This window comes from Prosthecobacter sp. (genome assembly GCF_020439865.1).
In the GTDB taxonomy this organism is placed as follows: Bacteria; Verrucomicrobiota; Verrucomicrobiia; order Verrucomicrobiales; family Verrucomicrobiaceae; genus Prosthecobacter.
The window spans coordinates 47,045-65,288 of the sequence record NZ_JAGRPF010000036.1 but is presented as its reverse complement, the minus strand read 5'-3'; the positions used below and the strand labels follow the sequence as shown (position 1 = coordinate 65,288).

The 18,244-nt window shown below is 59.9% G+C and carries 13 protein-coding genes; 3 read left to right on the top strand and 10 right to left on the bottom strand.

Annotated elements, in window-relative coordinates; genetic code table 11:
* The first annotated feature begins 141 nt into the window (after nucleotides 1-141).
* Nucleotides 142-1,413 carry a Gfo/Idh/MocA family oxidoreductase gene (locus tag KDL09_RS03725; RefSeq protein WP_294381483.1) on the top strand — a complete coding sequence of 424 codons (1,272 nt, stop codon included), beginning with the start codon at nucleotides 142-144 and terminating at the stop codon, nucleotides 1,411-1,413.
* A gap of 107 nt (nucleotides 1,414-1,520) precedes the next feature.
* Complete coding sequence (locus KDL09_RS03720; RefSeq protein ID WP_294381481.1) at nucleotides 1,521-2,789, top strand: MFS transporter; 1,269 nt, start codon at nucleotides 1,521-1,523, stop codon at nucleotides 2,787-2,789.
* Nucleotides 2,790-2,833: 44 nt separating this feature from the next.
* Here KDL09_RS03720 and fdhF read toward each other — a convergent pair whose 3' ends face one another.
* From fdhF to KDL09_RS03690, 6 genes are all read right to left on the bottom strand, one after another.
* Nucleotides 2,834-5,593 carry a formate dehydrogenase subunit alpha gene (fdhF, locus tag KDL09_RS03715; protein ID WP_294381478.1) on the bottom strand — a complete coding sequence of 920 codons (2,760 nt, stop codon included), beginning with the start codon at nucleotides 5,591-5,593 and terminating at the stop codon, nucleotides 2,834-2,836.
* An 18-nt stretch (nucleotides 5,594-5,611) separates the two neighbouring features.
* Nucleotides 5,612-7,276: an NADH-ubiquinone oxidoreductase-F iron-sulfur binding region domain-containing protein gene (locus KDL09_RS03710; RefSeq protein ID WP_294381476.1), complete on the bottom strand. Its 1,665-nt coding sequence runs from the start codon at nucleotides 7,274-7,276 to the stop codon at nucleotides 5,612-5,614.
* Nucleotides 7,277-7,334: 58 nt separating this feature from the next.
* The gene (locus KDL09_RS03705) at nucleotides 7,335-9,488 is read right to left on the bottom strand and encodes an NfeD family protein (RefSeq protein ID WP_294381473.1); all 2,154 of its coding nucleotides are present in this window, start codon (nucleotides 9,486-9,488) and stop codon (nucleotides 7,335-7,337) included.
* 66 nt (nucleotides 9,489-9,554) lie between these two features.
* Nucleotides 9,555-9,821, bottom strand: a complete 267-nt coding sequence (locus tag KDL09_RS03700; protein ID WP_294381470.1) for a GlsB/YeaQ/YmgE family stress response membrane protein — start codon at nucleotides 9,819-9,821, stop codon at nucleotides 9,555-9,557.
* A 41-nt stretch (nucleotides 9,822-9,862) separates the two neighbouring features.
* Nucleotides 9,863-10,303, bottom strand: coding sequence for a rhodanese-like domain-containing protein (locus tag KDL09_RS03695; protein ID WP_294381469.1), 441 nt, complete (start codon nucleotides 10,301-10,303; stop codon nucleotides 9,863-9,865).
* A 12-nt stretch (nucleotides 10,304-10,315) separates the two neighbouring features.
* Nucleotides 10,316-10,999 (bottom strand): DUF1573 domain-containing protein, encoded by a 684-nt coding sequence (locus tag KDL09_RS03690; protein WP_294381467.1) that lies wholly within the window; start codon nucleotides 10,997-10,999, stop codon nucleotides 10,316-10,318.
* A 78-nt stretch (nucleotides 11,000-11,077) separates the two neighbouring features.
* Here KDL09_RS03690 and KDL09_RS03685 point away from each other — a divergent pair, with 78 nt between their 5' ends.
* Nucleotides 11,078-11,893, top strand: a complete 816-nt coding sequence (locus KDL09_RS03685) for a sugar phosphate isomerase/epimerase family protein (RefSeq protein ID WP_294381464.1) — start codon at nucleotides 11,078-11,080, stop codon at nucleotides 11,891-11,893.
* Nucleotides 11,894-11,918: 25 nt separating this feature from the next.
* Here the strand turns inward: KDL09_RS03685 and KDL09_RS03680 are convergent, their stop codons facing one another.
* The 4 genes from KDL09_RS03680 to KDL09_RS03665 all read right to left on the bottom strand — a co-directional run bounded on the left by KDL09_RS03680 (nucleotide 11,919) and on the right by KDL09_RS03665 (nucleotide 18,221).
* Nucleotides 11,919-13,934, bottom strand: a complete 2,016-nt coding sequence (locus tag KDL09_RS03680; protein WP_294381458.1) for a transglycosylase domain-containing protein — start codon at nucleotides 13,932-13,934, stop codon at nucleotides 11,919-11,921.
* Between the two features lie 5 nt (nucleotides 13,935-13,939).
* Nucleotides 13,940-15,805, bottom strand: coding sequence for a penicillin-binding transpeptidase domain-containing protein (locus KDL09_RS03675; RefSeq protein WP_294381455.1), 1,866 nt, complete (start codon nucleotides 15,803-15,805; stop codon nucleotides 13,940-13,942).
* Nucleotides 15,806-16,016: 211 nt separating this feature from the next.
* Nucleotides 16,017-16,811: an EF-hand domain-containing protein gene (locus KDL09_RS03670; RefSeq protein WP_294381452.1), complete on the bottom strand. Its 795-nt coding sequence runs from the start codon at nucleotides 16,809-16,811 to the stop codon at nucleotides 16,017-16,019.
* A gap of 81 nt (nucleotides 16,812-16,892) precedes the next feature.
* Complete coding sequence (locus KDL09_RS03665) at nucleotides 16,893-18,221, bottom strand: dipeptidase (protein WP_294381449.1); 1,329 nt, start codon at nucleotides 18,219-18,221, stop codon at nucleotides 16,893-16,895.
* Nucleotides 18,222-18,244: the final 23 nt, after the last annotated feature.

Below are 18,244 nucleotides of genomic sequence, written 5' to 3'. Positions count from 1 at the left end.
GTCCGCACCGGCAAAAAGCCCATCGCCACCGGTCTCGACGGACTGTGGAGCGCAGGCCTGTGCCTCGTCGCCGAAGAATCCATCCGCCAGAACAAGCCGCTCCCTGTCGGCGAACTCCTCAAGTTCTAAACCAGCCCAACCATGACCACGCGCCGAACCTTCCTCACCACCACAGCCATGACGGCCGCCACCCACGCATTCGCCGCAAGCGGGGGCAGTGACATCAAGATCGCCCTGATTGGCTGCGGCGGACGCGGCACGGGGGCTTGTAATCAGGCGCTCACGGCAGGTTCAACGATCAAGCTCGTCGCTGTCGTCGATCCGCTGGAGGGCAAGGCGCAGGCGGCGCTGGACATTTTGAAAGCAAAGCATGAGGGGCAGGTCGATGTGCCGCCGGATCAGGTGTTCACGAACTTCGAGGACTATAAGAAAGCCTTTGAACTGGCGGACGTCGTTCTGATCACCACGCCACCGGGACCGCGGCCGTTTCTTTTCGAACAGGCGATTAAGGCCGGAAAACATGTGTTCATGGAAAAGCCTGTCGCGGTGGACGCGATTGGTGTTCGTCGTGTGCTCGCTGCCGCTGAGGAAGCGAAAAAGAAGAAGCTGAACGTCTGCGTCGGATTCCAGCGGCACTACGATCCGGGTTACATCGACATGGTGGATCGCATTCATGCGGGCGAAATCGGTGATCTCATCTATGGCCGTGTGTACTGGAACGGCACCTCGCGTCCGGGCTTTCCGCGTGAACCCGGCGAGAGCGAGTTGCACTACCAGATCCGCAACTGGTACTTCTTCACCTGGATGAGCGGCGATCACATCCTCGAACAACACTGCCACAACCTCGATGTGGCGAACTGGGTGATGAAGGGCCAGATGCCCATCAAAGCCACCGGCCAGGGCGGACGTCAGGTGCGCCGCGCGAAGGAAAACGGCACCATCTTTGACCACCACACGGTCGAGTTTGAATACGAGAACGGCATGCGCATCCTCAGCCAGTGCTGCCAGATCGGGGGCAAGTGCGCGCGCGATGTGAGCGAGCACTTCCATGGCGTCAAAGGCAGTGCCGACCTCGGCAACGGCGGCAAGTTCATGATCAACGGCGAACCACCGGGAGGCAAACGCAGCCGTAACAAGTACGATCCCTACCAGCTTGAGCACAACGCTTTCTTTGAGAACATCCGCACCGGCAAGCTGCGTATTGACGCAGAGTATGCGGCTTATTCGACACTCATGGGTGTCATGGGTCGCATGGCGACCTACACGGGCCAGGTGATCACCTGGGAGCAGGCGTTGCATTCGAAGGACAATCTCGTGCCCGACAACATCACCTGGGACACTGAACCACCCGTGAAGCCAGATGCCGATGGATGGTATCCGGTCGCGATCCCCGGAACGACGCTGCCGGTCTAAAATGACGGGCAGCTGATTCCGCGAAGCACGATGTTTTCGACATTCGTGCTTGGAACTTCATCCGGCATTCCTCATCCTGTCTTCGTCATTCTCCTTCCGCCAACGCCATGACCTCCCCTTCCTCAAAATGGTACTCCAACGTCACCCGCTATCAGTGGCTCGTTCTCCTCGTCGCCTCACTTGGCTGGGTGTTCGATGCGTTTGAGGGGCAGCTCTTCAATCTCACGCGAGGCCCCATGCTCTCGGAGATTCTGGGCGTGGCGTCGGACAGTCCTGATGTAAAGGAGTGGGGCGATGTGTTTCTCGGCATCTTCCTTGCAGGTGGAACGCTGGGCGGTCTGCTGTTCGGATCGCTGGGAGACAAAATCGGTCGCAAGCCGGTGATGGTGATCACGATCCTGTTCTACTCCGTTTTTTCCGGCCTCACCTATTTCGCGGCCGACCTCTGGCACGTCGGCGTGCTGCGCTTCCTCGTGGCGATGGGGGTGGGCGGTGAATGGGCCGTGGCCGCCGCACTGGTGGCAGAGATCTTTCCCAAACACGCACGCACCCACGCCGGCGGCATCTTCCATGCCACGGGTGTGCTGGGAACTTGGATCGCCACGCTCACCTCGATGGGCGTGCAGAATGAATGGCGCATCGCCTATCTCATCGGCATCGTGCCCGCCATCCTCACGCTGTGGGTTCGCTCGTCAGTCAAAGAACCCGATTCGTGGCACGAAGCCAAGGAAAGCGGCAAGGCGATGGGCAGCTTTGCTGATCTCTTTGGCGACGCACGGTGGCGAAAACGCGCGCTGCTGGGCATGGCGTTGGCAGCTGTCGGTCTGGGCACGTTCTGGGGAGTCTGCGTGGCTACGCAGGATCTGACACGGGAGTTCCTTCTTAAACTGGGTTACGAAAAGGGCGACGCGGAGCAGAAAGCTAAGTTCGCATACGGAATCATCCAGGTGCTGGGAGCCGGTGTCGGACAGTTGAGCTTTGGACCGATCTGCGCCCGCTGGGGGAGAAAGTCCACGTTCGCTCTAATGCACATCGCTAGCTTTGTGCTGATCCTTGCAGTGTGCTTCCTGCCTCAGGCCTACTGGCAGGTGCTGGTGCTGCTGCCCTTGTTCGGCTTTGCCTCGCTGAGCATTCACTCAGGTTATGCGATCTACTTTCCGGAACTCTTTCCCAATCATCTGCGGGCGACGGGCTCCAGCTTTTGCTTCAATGCCGGTCGCCTGCTGGCAGCACCGATTTTGATCTACTCGGGTAAGATCAAGGCCGCCATGCCGCTGCCTCAGGCAATCGCACTCCTCGGCTGCCTGTTTCTCGTCGGACTCCTCGTCCTGGCGTTTTTGCCGGAAACCAAGGATCAGGATCTGCCAGAGGGATGAGCGAATGAGAGGAAGGCGAAAATGAATCGCCGTCCTCCAACAACTCACACCATCTCCTGCATCCGCTTCTTCTTTGGCTTGCCGGCCCGAACAAGTTCCACGTCCGCAGCGATGACCTTGTATTCCGGACACAGCGTGTCGGAATCGCAGCCCTGACCGGTGACGTTGTTCACCATGGCTTCTGGGAAGTGGAAAGTCGTGTAGAGGATGCCGGGCTTCACTTCATCGGTGACGCGGGCTTCGAGTTCCACCTCGCCGCGGGCACTGGAGAGACGTGCGATGTCGCCGTTGCGGATGCCTTTGCGCTGCGCGTCCTCGGGATTGATCGAGAGTAGGTCCTGCGTGACGATGTCGCTGTTGCCAGTGCGACGTGTCATCGTGCCGCAGTTGTAGTGTTCTAAAATGCGACCGGTGGTGAGGATGAAGGGGAATTCAGCGCCGTTGGTCTTCAACTCGGTCGATTCCTTCCAGTCGAAGAAGTGGAAGTGGCCTTTGCCGCGCGCGAACTGTTCCTGATGCATGATCTGGGTGTCCACACCGCCTTCTTTGACCGGCCACTGCTTCCCGTTGATGCTGAGATTTTCCCACGTCGCCCCTTTGAAGAACGGAACGATCTGTGCGATCTCGGCGAGCACACCATCCGGCGTGTAGTCGGCCTGATTGATGCCGAAACGCTGCAGAATCTCGCACATGATCTGGCCATCGGGCCTGGTGCCTGCCAGCGGCTTTACGGCGGCATTGACGCGCTGCACACGACGCTCGGCGTTGGTGAAGGTACCGCTCTTCTCGAGGAAGGAGGATGCGGGCAGGATCACATCGGCGTATTTGGCCGTCTCTGTCATGAAGATCTCCTGCACGACAAGGAACTCGAGACTCTCCATGGCATGACGCACATGATGCGCATCGGGGTCGGTCTGCACGACGTCTTCGCCCATGAGCCAGAGGGCCTTCAATTTGCCGTCGATGGCCGCGTCGAACATCTGCGGAATCTTCCAGCCAGGCTCGGTGGGTGACGGCACGCCGTAGAAGGCCTCGTAGCGCTTCTGCACATCCACATCGTCCATTTCGAAATAGCCCGCGCCTTGGTGCGGCTGACAGCCCATGTCGGCAGCGCCTTGCACGTTGTTCTGGCCGCGGAGCGGATTCACCCCCACGCCGGGACGACCGATGTTGCCGGTCATCATGGCGATATTCGAGATCAGCATGACCGTCTTCGAACCCTGCTCATGCTCGGTGACACCAAGGCCGTGGAACGCCATCGAAGCTTCGGCGGAAGCATATTCGATGGCGGCGGCACGCACGAGTTCGCGGTTCACGCCGGTGGCCTTTTCGAGTGCGTCCATGTCGAGCGCACGCAGTCCGGCCTCAAACTCATCCCAGTTCTCGCAGCGCTTCTTCACGAAGTCCTGCTTCACGAGGCCAGCATCGAGAATGCAACGGGCAAACATGTTCAGCAGCGCCACGTTCGTGCCGGGGCGGAGCTGGAGGTGATGCTTCGCATAGGGCACAAGTTCGATCTTGCGCGGATCGATCACGATCAGCGGCGTGCCCTTCATGATGTGCTGTTTGAGGCGAGCGCCTGTCACGGGATGGCCTTCGGTCGGGTTCGCGCCGATGACCATGATGCAGCGCGAGTGCTCGATGTCGTCATACGAGTTCGTCGCCGCACCTGTGCCAAAGCTCTTCTGCATGCCCCAGGCGGTCGGCGAATGGCAGACGCGCGCGCAGCAATCGATGTTGTTTGTGCCCATCGCCACGCGGATGAACTTCTGCATGAGGTAGTTCTCCTCGTTCGTGCAGCGTGCGGAGGAGATGCCCGCCACGGCCTGGCCGCCGTGCTCGTTTTTGATCCGCGTCAGGTTGGAGACGATGTGATCATAGGCCTCGTCCCAGGTGGACTCTTTGAACTCGCCGTCCGGCTGCTTGATCAGCGGCTTGCGGAGGCGATCCTTGTGATTGTAGAACTTGAAGGCAAAGCGGCCCTTGAGGCAGGTGTGCGCATGATTGACCTCGGCATCCACCGGGGCCTGAATGCTGAGCACTTGATCGCCCTTGGTCGCCACGTTGAGATTGCAACCCACGCCGCAGTAGGTGCAGATCGTGCGCGTCTTCTTCGTCGCTTCGATCGATTTGGAAAAGAAGACATCGCTGATGGCAGATGTCGGACAGGCCTGCGAGCAAGCGCCGCAAGACACGCATTCAGAATCCGCAAACGACTCGTCGAGACCTTTGATGATCTTCGCGTTGAAGCCGCGACCGTGCATCGAGAGCACGTGCTGGCCTTGGATTTCATCGCAGGCACGCACACAGCGAGAGCAGTTGATGCACTTCGACAGCTCGCTGGTCATGTAAGCGTGCGAATGGTCCTTCGCACGATCCAGATGATTCGCTCCGGCCGGATAGCGCACGCCGCGAATGCCCACCTTAGCTGCGACGGTCTGAAGCTCGCAGTTGCCGCTCACCTCGCAGGTCAGGCAGTCGAGCGGATGGTCCGTGAGAACGAGTTCGACGATATTCTTGCGCAGCTTGCGCACCTTCGGCGACTCGGTGAACACATGCATGCCCGCTGTCAGCGGCGTGTGGCATGACGCAACCACACGGCGTGGTCCGTCGGCCTGAAGCGCGACTTCGACCGAGCATACGCGGCAGGCGCCATAGGGCTCAAGCTGCGGTGCATCGCAAAGCGTCGGCACAAAACCACGTCCGCGATGGCGATCGATGAAGTTCAAGAGGGTGTCGCCTTCATTGAACTGACAGGCTTCGCCGTCGATGAAAGCGGTGAGGGTGGAGAGATCTTTGACCATAACAGTGCGCGATTAAAGTTAGGCTTTGAAGAAAGGGGCGAGTTCGCTTTGGAAATGCTCCAGCGCGTTCTTGATTGGCAGCGGCACGCCGCCGCCAAGAGCGCAGAGGCTCGTCTGCTCCATCGTGTCGAGCAGGTCGTTGATGAGTTCGCGGTCGATCTTGTAGCTGCTGTCGCCGCGAGCCTTGGCGATCAACTCTTTGCCACGCGTGCTGCCGAGGCGGCAGGGGAAGCATTTGCCGCAGCTTTCGTCGGCGGTGAATTGGAAGAGGTGCTGGATGTATTCGATCATCGGCATCGACTCAGGAATGCTGACGACGCCGGCGTGACCGAGGAGGAAACCTGCCTTCTTGAAGCTCTCGAAATCGACCGTGAGCTGGCCGACGTGCGACACCGGCACGATGCCACCGAGCGGACCGCCGATCTGGATGGCCTTGATCTTTGTTTTGAAGCCACCCGCGAGGTCGATGACCTCCTGCAACGGGGTGCCCATGGCGACTTCGTAAATACCCGGCTTAACGAAATGCGAATCGAGGGAGATCAGTTTCGGACCGGTGGACTGCGGCGTGCCGATCTGCGCGTAGCCCTTGCCACCGAGCGTGAGGATGGCGTGGATGTTCGAGAAGGTCTCGACGTTGTTGACGATCGTCGGCTTGCGGAAGAGGCCCTCGATGGTCGGGAACGGCGGACGCGTGCGCACTTCGGGGCGCTGGCCTTCGAGACTGGCAAGCAACGCGGTTTCCTCGCCGCAGATGTAGGCGCCGGCACCTTTGATCGACTTCAGCATGAAGTTGAAGCCGGTGCCCAGGATGTTCTGACCGAGGAGTCCGGCGGCGCGGAGGTCTTCGATGGCCTCGTTGATGATGGTGACCGAATCCGGATACTCGGCCCGGATGTAGAGGATGCCGTTTTCAGCGCCGGCAAACCATCCGGCAACCATCATGCCGAGCAGGACGCTGTGCGGCTGCTTCTCCATGAGGTATTTGTCGATGTAGGCGCCGGGATCTCCTTCGTCGGCATTGCAGACGATGTACTTCACCGCGCCTTCCGCAGCACGGCAGGACGACCATTTGAAATGCAACGGGAAACCCGCGCCGCCGCGTCCACGCAGGCCACTGTCTTTGAGTTCGGCACTGAGAGCGTCGCGATTGCCTTCGGTGATCAGCTTCTTGAAGGGCGCGTAATAGGCATCGATGCCGGGAAACTCCGCGGTGAGCTGTGCGGGCTGAAGGTGCGAGACGACGGCATAGCGATCTTCAGCATCCCCCTTCCCCGTCTTCACGAGTTCGGCCAGCGCTGCGTCGCTCTGCCCGGAGTAGTTCTTCCCTTGGTATTGCAACGCCCCTCCTTCATGGCAGCGGCCCAGGCAGCAGATGTGGCCGATCTCTTCCTTCTTGAAATGCGATTCCAGTGTGTGATGCAGCTTGTCCTGCGTCCCGGCACAAAGGCAGGCTGAACCATTGCAGACGAAAACCTTCTTCCCCTCGTTTTCCTTTTTGAGGAAGTCGTAGAACGACACCGCGCCGAGCGTCAAAGCATCCCCAAACAGATGATCCTGGCCCATCTGATGAACAATGTCGTTTTTCTCGGCGGTGCCTGCCTTCGCGGCGGCATCGACCATGCGTTCAAAGACGTTTTTTTCGACACCTTTGCGGAAAGAGAGAGCACTGAGGTTTTTGGACATGCGGTTGTTCAGCAAGATTAACGACCAAAACCCGCAAATGCACTCGCAAAAATTGCGATTAAACCGCCTCGACGATGATCTTTTCGCCTTTCACCTCACGGACGCGGACGGCGGTGCCGCTTTGAACGTAAGCACCTTCGGCCATGGCCTCGACGAGACGGCCACCCACCTCGATCGTCCCATAAGGCCGCAAAGCGCTGCGCGCGGTACCGGCATCTCCGACCCGGGCGCGGGCGGCATCCTGCATGACCGGAGTGTCGTTTACCGTGCCTCCCGCCGATGTCTGAAGGATCATCGCCCGGAACGGACGAAGCTCAGGCAGCCACATGGCGAGAACGGTGATGAGCACCGCCGCTCCGCTGACGCCCAGGGCGAAGTTGCGAAAGCCAACGGCGTACGTGGCAAGATTGAAGCCCACTCCACCGCCGGAGGACGGGACATCTCCTGCCGGAGCCACTTCCCAGCCTGACATGGCATACACCAAGGCGACCATCACACAGAGGAATCCGAAGATCCCGGGCAGAATCGTCCCGGGAGCCGCAAAGAGCTCGACGCCGATGAGCACAATCCCAAGGATGAAGACCGCCGCCACGACCATGGTCTCCTTCCCCGCGAGACTACCGGCGACATAATGGCCGAAAAAGAACAGGCTAAAGGCGGCCACCGCGACAAACCCAGGAATGCCAAACCCAGGGGTCTGCATCTCGAGATAGCCGCCCGCCAGACCGATCAGGATCAAAATCGCCGCGTATCGTGTCACCCAGATGGCAATCCACTCAAAGCCGGTGGGCTCGGCGGTGATCACCTCCCCCTTGAGCGATTCACGCTGTTTGATCTCCTCGATCGATTTGACGACTCCTTTGGCCAGCAGCGGCTTGCCATTGATCAGCATTGTCGCCTGCTCGGAATCGAGCGTTACGATCTCCCCTTTCGGGATGATGACCTGGCCGTTGATAATGAGACCGCGGTCCATGTCGATCATCCCTTCGATGATGCGCACATCATGTCCTTTCTCACGCACGACTGTGCGGGCCATGCCCATGAAGGCTGAATTGTTCTTGGCACGTTCCGCTTCTGCCAAAGGAGTGCCGTCGCCTGAAACTGGCGTGGAGGCTCCGATGGCGCTGGCGGGGGCCATGTAAATGACATCCGTCGCCATCGCGATCATCGCACCGGCGGAGATGGCCCGAGTGTTCACAAAGGAAAAGCTGCGCGACTTGAGCGCCTGCAGGTCCTTCATCATCAGACTGATCGTGTCCCAGGCCAGACCACCCGGCGTGTCGAGTTCGAAAATCACCGCCTCGGCGCCCTGTTCGTTGCAGAGGTTGAGCGTGCGCTTCATGAATTCGAAACGCGCAGGAATGATGAGATCGTCCTGTCCAACCGGGATCACGACCACCTTGTCCTTGTAGCTTTGATCTCGCGCGATGACCGGCGTTTTGTGTTCCACCGCGGCCTCCTTCTTTTCCTCTGCAGCGACGGCCGGTTTCGTTTCTGCCACCGCCTCGCCACGTTTGTCAAACCAGCCGGCGTTCAGAGTTACGAGCGTTCCCCCGGATTTGGCAGCCTTCGCCAAAGCACCGACATCGGCAATGATCGCACGAGCCAGCAACGGCTGGCCATCGACGGGCTGAACGGCGGTGTCGGCATCGAGCATCAGCAACTCGCCCTTCTCCGCCAGCGTGTTTGTCCCAAGCACCAGTCCTTTGTCGCGATCCACAAAGGCCTCGGCGATCTCCGGGCGATGGTTCTTGAGCTTGCACAGGCTGCGTGCGCCAGCCTTCAAAACAGCGAGTGCCTCCGCCAGCAGCGTGTCCTGTGCTTTAGGTGACAACGATTCGTCCACCTGCACCTTCGGTGGTGCGGCGCCAATGCGTGAACCGGGAGCCATCCAGATCTCGTCACATGCCAGGGCAAGCAGCGCCCCGCCGCCGATCGCGGACGTGTTCACATAGGCCTGCGTTTTGACTTTCAATCGGGCGATCTCCTCCGCCATCGGCAGAGCCGCCTGCGCATTGCTCTGCGTTGTGTGAATGTCGAGGATCAAACCCGAGGCGCCTTGTTTCACGGCTTCGTCCATCCACGAGCGCAACTCCCGCCAGCGGCGAACATCCTCAATGTCAGAGTCTGTGACAACCACTCTGGCCAGCTTGCCCTCCAGCGCGGGCGCGGCGAGACATGCGCTGGAAAGCATCAGGCCAATGACAGGCAAGAGGAGTCGAAAAATGTGCATGCCTAAGACTACGAGTGTGAACGTCCTGCCGCAACCGACACCGAGTCAGCTCTTCCTGCCAAACAACAGACGCCAGCCGAACATCAGGATCAAAGCTCCAGCCACTGCGGTGGCGATGCCTTTGAGACTGAACTCACCCACCACGCCCCAGCCGATCAGGCTGCCGACCTTTCCACCAATGATGCTGCCAATGATGCCCAGCAGCACCGTGGTGATGGGATTGATCCCCTGCTTCCCTGGCATGATGAGTTTTGCCAAAATACCGGCCACCAGACCGAGCGCCGACCAGATCAGAAGTCCTTGGAGTGACATAAGACTGAGATGCTACGGAAATGCGACGCCTGCAGTCAACCCTATTTCCGTTGTGCCTCTTTCCAGGCGTTCCAGCCACCCTTCAACACGAACGCATTCTCAATCGGCAGCGTCTGCTTGAGGCGCTCAAGGATCTTGCGACTCGCGTCACACTTGGCCGCATTGCAATAGAGGATGATCGGCTTGCTGTTGGCCTGCAGGATGTCCAGATAGCTGAAGAGCTGCTCTTCAAAGTGCTGTTCATTGAGCAGCAGGGCTCCGGGAACATGTTCGGCGTCATACTGCTCCTGAATACGGGCATCAATCCACAGAACCCGGCCCTGCCAGCGCTCCTCGATGACCTGCATGGAGACTTCGTCATCGCGCAGCGGTTCCTGCACGAGATACAAGGCCGGAGCACGCGGATGCCAGGCGTAGGTGGCACAGGCGGCGGTGGCGGCGAGGAAAATCAAAACAGCTGCCTGACGAATCGCGGAACGCATAGGAGGGCAAGATCAGGGCTTGGCGGCAGGCAGCGGCTCCGGTTTCCGGGTGATCGAGAAGAAAGCGAGTTGATAGCGATACTTGGCGATGGGGCTGTTTGTTTCGATCTTGAGCGCCCCCATGGTGACGTCCTTCGTGGATTTGGGCGTCACCTTGATGAGGTACTCCCGGCCTTCCTTGATCTCCTTCCAGTCAAAATCGACGTTCTCCCGGGTCGGAGTAATTTTGATGATCTTCATCGGTTCAGGGCCCTTGAACTGCACGAGGCAGGCTTTTTGCGCCGGCTGGTCGCCGATCCACCACTGTAAGTTCTTGGGTTTGATGTCCACAATGGCGGGAACATCAAGAATGAAGTTCACCTGCCACTCGGGTTGTTTGGGATCGTCGGTGCTTACGGTGATGAATTTTTCATGCCGTCCGACAAAGGTGGAAACCTTGAAGGAGGCGTGGCCGGTTCCTTCCTCGCCCGGCTTGTACTCGGCCTTGTCGATCTCGGCGCTCAGGCAACTGCAGGCGCTTTCGAGCCCAAGAATCTTGACGGTCTTGTCTCCCTTGTTGCGAAACTTGAACGTGGTCTCCACCTCCTCGTCTTCCGGCTTCGGCTTCAGTTCGACCGCAGGCACATTGAGCGCAAGCTCGGCGCGAGCGCAGACCTCAAACGCGAGCATGAGGAAGATGAGTCGGGTGGTTGGCATTTGGAAAGATAGCACAACATGCCCCCCTTTGCGCAAGCCGTGTTGACGTGGCGGAGCATCCGCGCACTCTGCGCCCCTATGCGATTCGCGATCTGCAACGAGACCTACCAGAACTGCTCCTTCGAAAAGATGTGTGAGGATGTGGCCGCCGCCGGCTATGAGGCCATCGAACTCGCCCCCTTCACGCTCAAAGAAGACCCGCGCGCCCTCACCGTCGAGGAGGCGCTGACGCACTGTGCGAAAGCCAAGTCCTTCGGCCTCGAAATCCTTGGCCTGCACTGGCTGCTGACCAAGCCCACCTGGTTTCACATCACTACGCCGGATGCGGTGCAGCGCAAGGAAACCGCCAAGTTTGGCCGCCACCTGGCCCGGTTCTGCGGCGCCACCGGTGGCCGGATCATGGTCTGGGGCAGCCCCAAGGCCCGCAATCTTCTGCCGGAATGGAATTACGACGACGCCTTCAAACGCGCCGCTGACTGCGTACGCGAAGTCGCCGAAGAGTGCGGCAAGTACGGCGTGGTCATCGCGATGGAGCCGTTGGGCCGCAAGGAAACGAATTTCCTGAACACCGCCGAGGAGACGATCCGCTTCTGCAAGCTCGTCGATCATCCTTCCTGCAAACTGCACCTCGACGTGAAGGCGATGAGTGACGAATCCAAGTCGATCCCGGACATCATTCGCGACAGCAAGGAGTGGACCGTGCATTTCCACACCAACGATCCCAACCTCCGCGGCCCCGGTCAGGGCGAGGTCAAATATGAGCCCATCATCGCCGCGCTGCGTGAGACCGGCTACAACGGCTACCTCTCCACCGAAGTCTTCGACTACACACCCGATGCGCCGACCATCGCACGGCAGAGCATCGCGTATCTGAAGCAGGTGATGGGGCTGTAATCGCGGCCGCAACACCAAATGCAGGCTACTGAGCCACAGGCTCCGGGATCGGGCTGGAAGTAACAGTCCGATACGGATCATTCCCCAGCACTACTTGGGACGCTGGTGGAATGGCTGGCACGCGAACTTCATCTTCCAAAGGCAACGCACGTAGCGGCACCGCCAGCAGTTTGGGCAGGCCACCTTTCGCATCCCATCCTTTTACCTGCTCAGCCGTGACCATTTCAAACACAGCAGCCCAGAGAGGAAGAGCCGCAGTGGCAGCGGTCGCTTTGGCACTGATCGGGATATCTTTGTCATGCCCGATCCAAACGAGGCAGGTCACAGCCTGATCTGATCCAATGAACCACGCATCGGTGCGGTCGTAAGTGATGCCCCCATAGCCGGCGATGCTCTTTTGCGCGAGCCCATGCGCGACCAGCGGCTGACGGTACTCGGGCCGTGCCATCCCTGCGATCATGGTATTGCGCACATGTGAAGCGGCGGCGGGATTGAAGACTTCCACACTGCGAGGCGAGGAGGATGCCAGCAAAAGATGCGGCAGCGGACAGGGACGTCCATCGTTGGCAATGGCGGTGAAGGCGCGGGCCAGTTCGATGAGCCTAAGGTTGCTCAGCCCTAGCGTGAAGGCAGCCTCTGAGCGCAGCGGATTGGTGAATTCGCAGCGGTTGAGCGCCGCACGCAGAGGATCCAAACCAACTTGATAACCGAGGCGAACGGTGGCCGCCGTGCGGCCCTCAATCAGCGCCTGCATGGGAGTGATGGTGCCACCCGTGTAGGCCACTTGTTCACCATCAGCCCCCCACTCACCCAGCGTGCCCACGAGGCCGCCGATCATGGCCTGGCGGTTGTCCAAGGGGCCATCGATCATCGATGCGTCGGTAACGTCAGGCTGCAAAGTGAGTGCGGCAGCATAAACAAGCGGCAGAAACGCCGTTCCGGGAGGTCGGATGCCATCGAGCGCACGATTGAAGGGACTGGTGGTGAAGTTGCGCCCTCCTTGCATGGCAACGATGGCACCGGTGCGGTTGTCCAGCACGATCACGGCACCTTGAAGCGCCCCCTTGTCGTTGGGCGCGAGCTTCACCAGATGCTGCCTCACCAGCTCATCGAGGCGTTTCTGCCAGTCCAGACGCAGGGTCATCGACATGGTCGGAGGCGTGCCCGGCTTGAGACCGAGGCGCTGAAATTCTGCACGGGCCGCGGCCAGCATGTAACCGGTGCGAACGCGGGTCTTGTCATGCCGCACAACCACCGGCTGCGCCTGTGCGTCCGCAGCCTCTTTCTCCGTGATGGCTCCCGTCTCCGCCATTCGCTTCAAGGTGAGATCACGCTTTTGGCGGGCCAGCTTCGGCTGGGTGATCGGAGAGAAGGAAACCGGGGCCTTGATGATACCCGCCAGCGTTGCAGCCTCCGTGAGCGTGATGTCGCGCACATCTTTTCCAAAGTAGCAGCGCGCAGCCGCCCCCACGCCGCTGCATCCGTGACCAAGGTAGATGCGATTCAGATAGTCCGTGAGGATTTGATCTTTTTTGTACTCACGCTCGATCCGCATGGCCAGAAAGATTTCGGTCAGCTTCCGATCATAGTTCCGCCCCTGAAGACCAAAGGCGTTGCGCGCGAGCTGCTGAGTGATGGTGCTGCCTCCCTGACGGATCCCACGCGATGTGAAGTTCGCCACGGCGGCACGTGTGAGCCCGATGATGTCGTAGCCTGGATGGGAATAAAAGCGCGCATCCTCCGTGGCAACGATGGCCTGAACCAAATGAGGAGGCACGGCATCGAGGGTGACAGGCTCGCGTTCAATGTCGCTGGCGCTGCCAATGAGTTCGCCCCGCACATCCACGATGAGAGTCTCGTTCTGACCGCGGGTGAGCGCCTCCATGTCGTAGGTGGCGGCGATGCTGGCGTAGTGTTGCCAGACAACCCCCAGTGCGATCAAGCCGATCAGACACAAAAAAGCGCACACACCAACGACACGTCGCATCCATCGGGGAAACCGATGCCAGCGATCACGAAGATTGAAGAGAAAGCGTTTCATCGGGATCAACGGAAAAGGCGTGAGAAGAAGCCGCCCAAGGAATTGTCACGGGGCGGAGGTGGCGGCGGAACGCCATAGATGAATTCAGGAGTCAAAGGCCCGATGAGCGTGTCTGTTTCCTCGGCGACGCTGCCCTTCTCATAACTCACGGCGTGAGCCTCAGGCCTCTCCTGAATATCACGCAGGACCTTGGCGATGATCGGCGCTGCCGTGCCACCACCGGAAAGCCCTCGCTCTTCCTGATTGCCCTCGATCGTCACGGTAAAGGCCAGAGGCGGAGTGGTGCCCACATAGCCGGCAAACCAGACAACATTGGCCTTTTTCCCATGCAGAACCCACTGGGCGGTGCCCGTTTTTCCAAAGACGGGCACCTTGCTCAGACGTGCTGCCTTGCCTGTGCCTTTCACGTGATTCACCACACCAAACATCGCATGCCGGACGGTCTCCAAGTCGATTTGCCCCACAGGCATCACCGTTTCCCGGCACGGGCTCGCGACATCACCCACCTTGCCGTTCTGTGTCTGCGTCTGCATCACGAGCCGAGGACGCGGACGGCAGGCGCCGTTTGCGAGTGTGGCCATGGCCATCGCAACCTGAAGCGGCGACGCTTCCGTCACCCCTTGCCCGATCGAAAGATTCGCGAGATCATGATTCGACGGCGCACGCGTGGGCAGAGAGCCCGCAGAAGCCTTCAGAGGAAGCACGGGAGCCTGCCCATAGCCAAACTCATGCGCCATGTAGAGGATGGGCACGTCCCGTGTCACCATGGCGGACTGATAAAAGTAGGTGTTGCAGGAGCGGATTATGGCAGCGCGCGCGTTGAACCAGCCGTGATCATCCTTCGACCAGTTGTCGAACTCACGTCCATCAATCATGAGCGTCGGACCGCACTCAAACTCACGAAAGGCATCCACCGTCGCAACCCGAAGCCCGGCCAGGACGACCATCGGCTTAAACACCGATCCAGGCGGATAACTGCCCTGAACGGCACGATCGAAGAGCGGACCATCCGTGTTCTGCGTGAGCGCTGCGAAGTCGGCGCTCGAGATGCCCTGTGCAAAGGCATTCGGATCGAACCGTGGATTGCTCGTCATCGCGCGGATGTCGCCGGTATAGGCATCCACGATGACAATCGCACCACGGCGGCCTGACTTGGTGAGGGCAGCCTCGGCAATCTGCTGTGTCTCGAGATTCAGTGTGGTGACCACGTCCCGTCCTGCCTCAGGAGCAGCAAAAACCTGTTCATACGCGACGGTGCCAGCATCGGACATCATCATGCACAGCGTTCCGTCAGTTCCGGTGAGCTGTTTGTTGAACGCCTGTTCGAGTCCCGCCGCACCGCGCGTACGCTGCCAAAGCGGCTCGTTGCGCAGCACCGGCCCGGCAGGCGGCGCGCCCTCAGCCGACACATAGCCCAAGATGTGTGCCGCCATGTCACCGTGAGGATAGTGCCGCACATACTCCCTCCGCACATTGGCATGAGGGTGTTTCGTTGGATCAATGACCGTTTGATCGAACAGCACGTCACTCACCGTCACGGGCAGTTCCCGACGGTCCTCATAGTGGCGCTTCAACTGATCGGCATCCGGCATGCAGGCTGCGGGCAGTTCTTGCTTGAGTCCAGCGACGGCCTGCTCGAGCCAGGCAGTGTATGATTCAAGCTTGCTCCTCTCTGAGGCCGGCACAGTCAGCTGCAAATGACGTATCACCGTATTTTGCGCGAGCGGGCGCCCCTTGCGATCCAGGATCTGCCCACGAGGTGCGGGAATCGAAAAGTAAAAGGGTTTCACATCGGTGCGTGTGCCGGTCCCCGGCACAAACCCTTGGACCGGCACCACTTCACCATGTGAAAGCGGCGACAACCCGGTCATCCAGCCAACGAACGCCATCAGAAAACGCGGCCAAAAAACATGCCCTAGGTGCCAGAGTCCGTCTTGTCGGCTGAATTCAGCAACTGCTCCCATCCTTTACTGATAGGCCTCTCCAGGCATATCACAAGCCCGCCGTCATCCTTCTCATGGAGTAAATAAAAGCGGGATGGCCTTTCGACCATCCCGCCACACATGCTAATCCAAACTCTGATCAGGCTGCATCCTTTGGTTTGTCACCTTCAGGAGCCTTGGGGGCATCACCTTCGCTTGGAGGACGACGGAATCCGCCTTCTCCCCCGGGAGGGCCGCCTTCCGGACGACGCCCGCCACCCTGTCCAGGCTGGCCGGGCTGGCCGCCACGATTACGGAACATTTCACGCATCTTCTCGGTTGCCGCGATGTACTCTTCTTCGGAGACACTTCCGTTGCCGTCCGTGTCCATGCGCTTGAAGCTCTCTTTGGGATCACCACCGAACATGCCACCGCCACGGGGGCCACCTTCGCCGCCAGGACGCATGCCTTCACCACGGGGACGCTCACCATCTGGACGACCGGCACCATCCGGACGCGGACCACCTTCAGGACGGGAGCCTTCACCACCCGGAGGACGGCGGAATCCGCCGCCTTCACCGCCCGGAGGGCCTCCCTCTGGGCGACGCATTCCCTGGCCCTGACCTTCAGCTCCACGGCGGATCATCTGGGAGATCTTGCCAATTTCATCCTGATCGACGAAGCCGTCACTGTTGGCATCCATGCGGCTGAAGCGCTCTTCGCTTTCTTTTTTGCCCATGCCTTCAAACTCGGCCTTGCTGATCTTGCCGTCGCCGTCGGTGTCGGCGCGCTTGATGAATTCCGCGAGGCGTGCAGCAGGATCGCCACCGCCGGGAGGAGGACCTCCGGGACGACCGCCTTCAGGTGGTCCTTTGCGTTCACCGTCCTGAGCGCTGGCAGAGCAGGTCAGGCACAGAAGGCCGAAGCCATAGATGAGTGATTTTTTGAGTTTCATATCGTAAGTGCGTTTGGTTGTTTGAAGCACGACGACTGAAACAAGACCTCCCGAAGTTGGTTGCGGAAGGTGCGAAAAAAATCACGCAAGCTCCGCCAGCAGCGCCTGATTGAGACGCACACCGGCCTCAAAATTCGCGATCGGAAAGTTCTCGTTCGGCGCATGCGCCTGGCAGTCCGGCAGCGCGAGGCCGAGCAGCAATGTGTCCACGCCCAGCACGTCTTTGAACGCCTGCACAATGGGTATGCTGCCGCCTTCACGGATGAGCGCGACTTTGTCGCCAAACACCTTTTTGAGCGCACGCTGAGCAGCGGTGCCGAGCGTGGAATGCGGATCCATCAGATACGGCATGCCGGTGTGGCCGGGCTTGATCTCAAGGCGGACGCCCTTCGGCAAATGCGAACGAAGATGTGCTTCAGCACTCTTCAAAACGTTATCGGGATTCTGATCGGGCACGAGACGGAAGGACAGCTTCACAAACGCTTCACGTCCGATCACCGTTTTCGATCCTTCCCCCTGATAGCCACCACCGATACCGTTCACTTCCGCCGTCGGACGCGCCCAGCGCCGCTCGCGTTCCGTGTAGCCGGGTTCGCCAAACAGCGCCGGAGAACCGGTCAGTTCGAGCATCTCCGCGTCGCCATCACCCAGTGCAGCCCATGCTTCACGTTCCCACTCGGCGATGGGACGAACGCTGTCGTAAAAGCCCTCAATGGCCACGCGCCCCTCAGCATCATGCAGCGTCGCCGTGAGACGCGCGACGGCAGTGACCGGATTCGCAATCGCACCACCAAAGATGCCGCTGTGAAGATCGATCGCCGGACCGTGAACTTTAGCCTCCATGCAGGCGATGCCGCGCAGACCATAAGTGAATGTACCGACCCCGGGCGCGACCATGCCCGTGTCTGAAATCGCCACGACATCGCACTTCAACAAGTCGCGATGCTGCTCCAAGAAGGGCTTCAAGTTTGGACTGCCGATCTCCTCCTCTCCTTCCAGCAGGAGCACGAGGTTCACCGGCAGATCGGCATGCTTGGCGAGCGTTTCGGCGAGTCCCTGAACGTGCGCCATCAGTTGCCCTTTGTTGTCCGTCGCGCCGCGGCAGTAAATGCGGCCATCACGGATCGTGGGCTCGAACGCAGGCGACTTCCACTCGTTCAGCGGTTCTGCAGGCTGCACATCGTAGTGGCCGTAAATCAGCACCGTGCGGCGTCCGGCCACATGCTTGTTCTTGGCCACCAAAACCGGATGTCCAGGCGTCTCATGCAACGCACCGCTCAGGCCCATCCCCTGCACCTTGGCCAGCAACCACTCTGCGCAGGCACGCACATCGGCGTTGCGAGTGGAGTCGGTGGAGACGGAAGGAAAGCGGAGGCAGGTGAGTAGATCGTCGAGTCCGGGCGGGTTCATCTTGCAAGCTAGAGCGTGGAAGT

Excerpts from the sequence above, each read along its gene's own strand:
- KDL09_RS03725 (WP_294381483.1), top strand. The coding sequence starts at position 142 with ATGACCACGCGCCGAACCTTCCTCACCACCACAGCCATGACGGCCGCC.
- KDL09_RS03720 (WP_294381481.1), top strand. The coding sequence starts at position 1,521 with ATGACCTCCCCTTCCTCAAAATGGTACTCCAACGTCACCCGCTATCAG.
- fdhF (WP_294381478.1), bottom strand. The coding sequence starts at position 5,593 with ATGGTCAAAGATCTCTCCACCCTCACCGCTTTCATCGACGGCGAAGCC.
- KDL09_RS03710 (WP_294381476.1), bottom strand. The coding sequence starts at position 7,276 with ATGTCCAAAAACCTCAGTGCTCTCTCTTTCCGCAAAGGTGTCGAAAAA.
- KDL09_RS03700 (WP_294381470.1), bottom strand. The coding sequence starts at position 9,821 with ATGTCACTCCAAGGACTTCTGATCTGGTCGGCGCTCGGTCTGGTGGCC.
- KDL09_RS03695 (WP_294381469.1), bottom strand. The coding sequence starts at position 10,303 with ATGCGTTCCGCGATTCGTCAGGCAGCTGTTTTGATTTTCCTCGCCGCC.
- KDL09_RS03690 (WP_294381467.1), bottom strand. The coding sequence starts at position 10,999 with ATGCCAACCACCCGACTCATCTTCCTCATGCTCGCGTTTGAGGTCTGC.
- KDL09_RS03685 (WP_294381464.1), top strand. The coding sequence starts at position 11,078 with ATGCGATTCGCGATCTGCAACGAGACCTACCAGAACTGCTCCTTCGAA.
- KDL09_RS03680 (WP_294381458.1), bottom strand. The coding sequence starts at position 13,934 with ATGAAACGCTTTCTCTTCAATCTTCGTGATCGCTGGCATCGGTTTCCC.
- KDL09_RS03675 (WP_294381455.1), bottom strand. The coding sequence starts at position 15,805 with ATGACCGGGTTGTCGCCGCTTTCACATGGTGAAGTGGTGCCGGTCCAA.
- KDL09_RS03670 (WP_294381452.1), bottom strand. The coding sequence starts at position 16,811 with ATGAAACTCAAAAAATCACTCATCTATGGCTTCGGCCTTCTGTGCCTG.
- KDL09_RS03665 (WP_294381449.1), bottom strand. The coding sequence starts at position 18,221 with ATGAACCCGCCCGGACTCGACGATCTACTCACCTGCCTCCGCTTTCCT.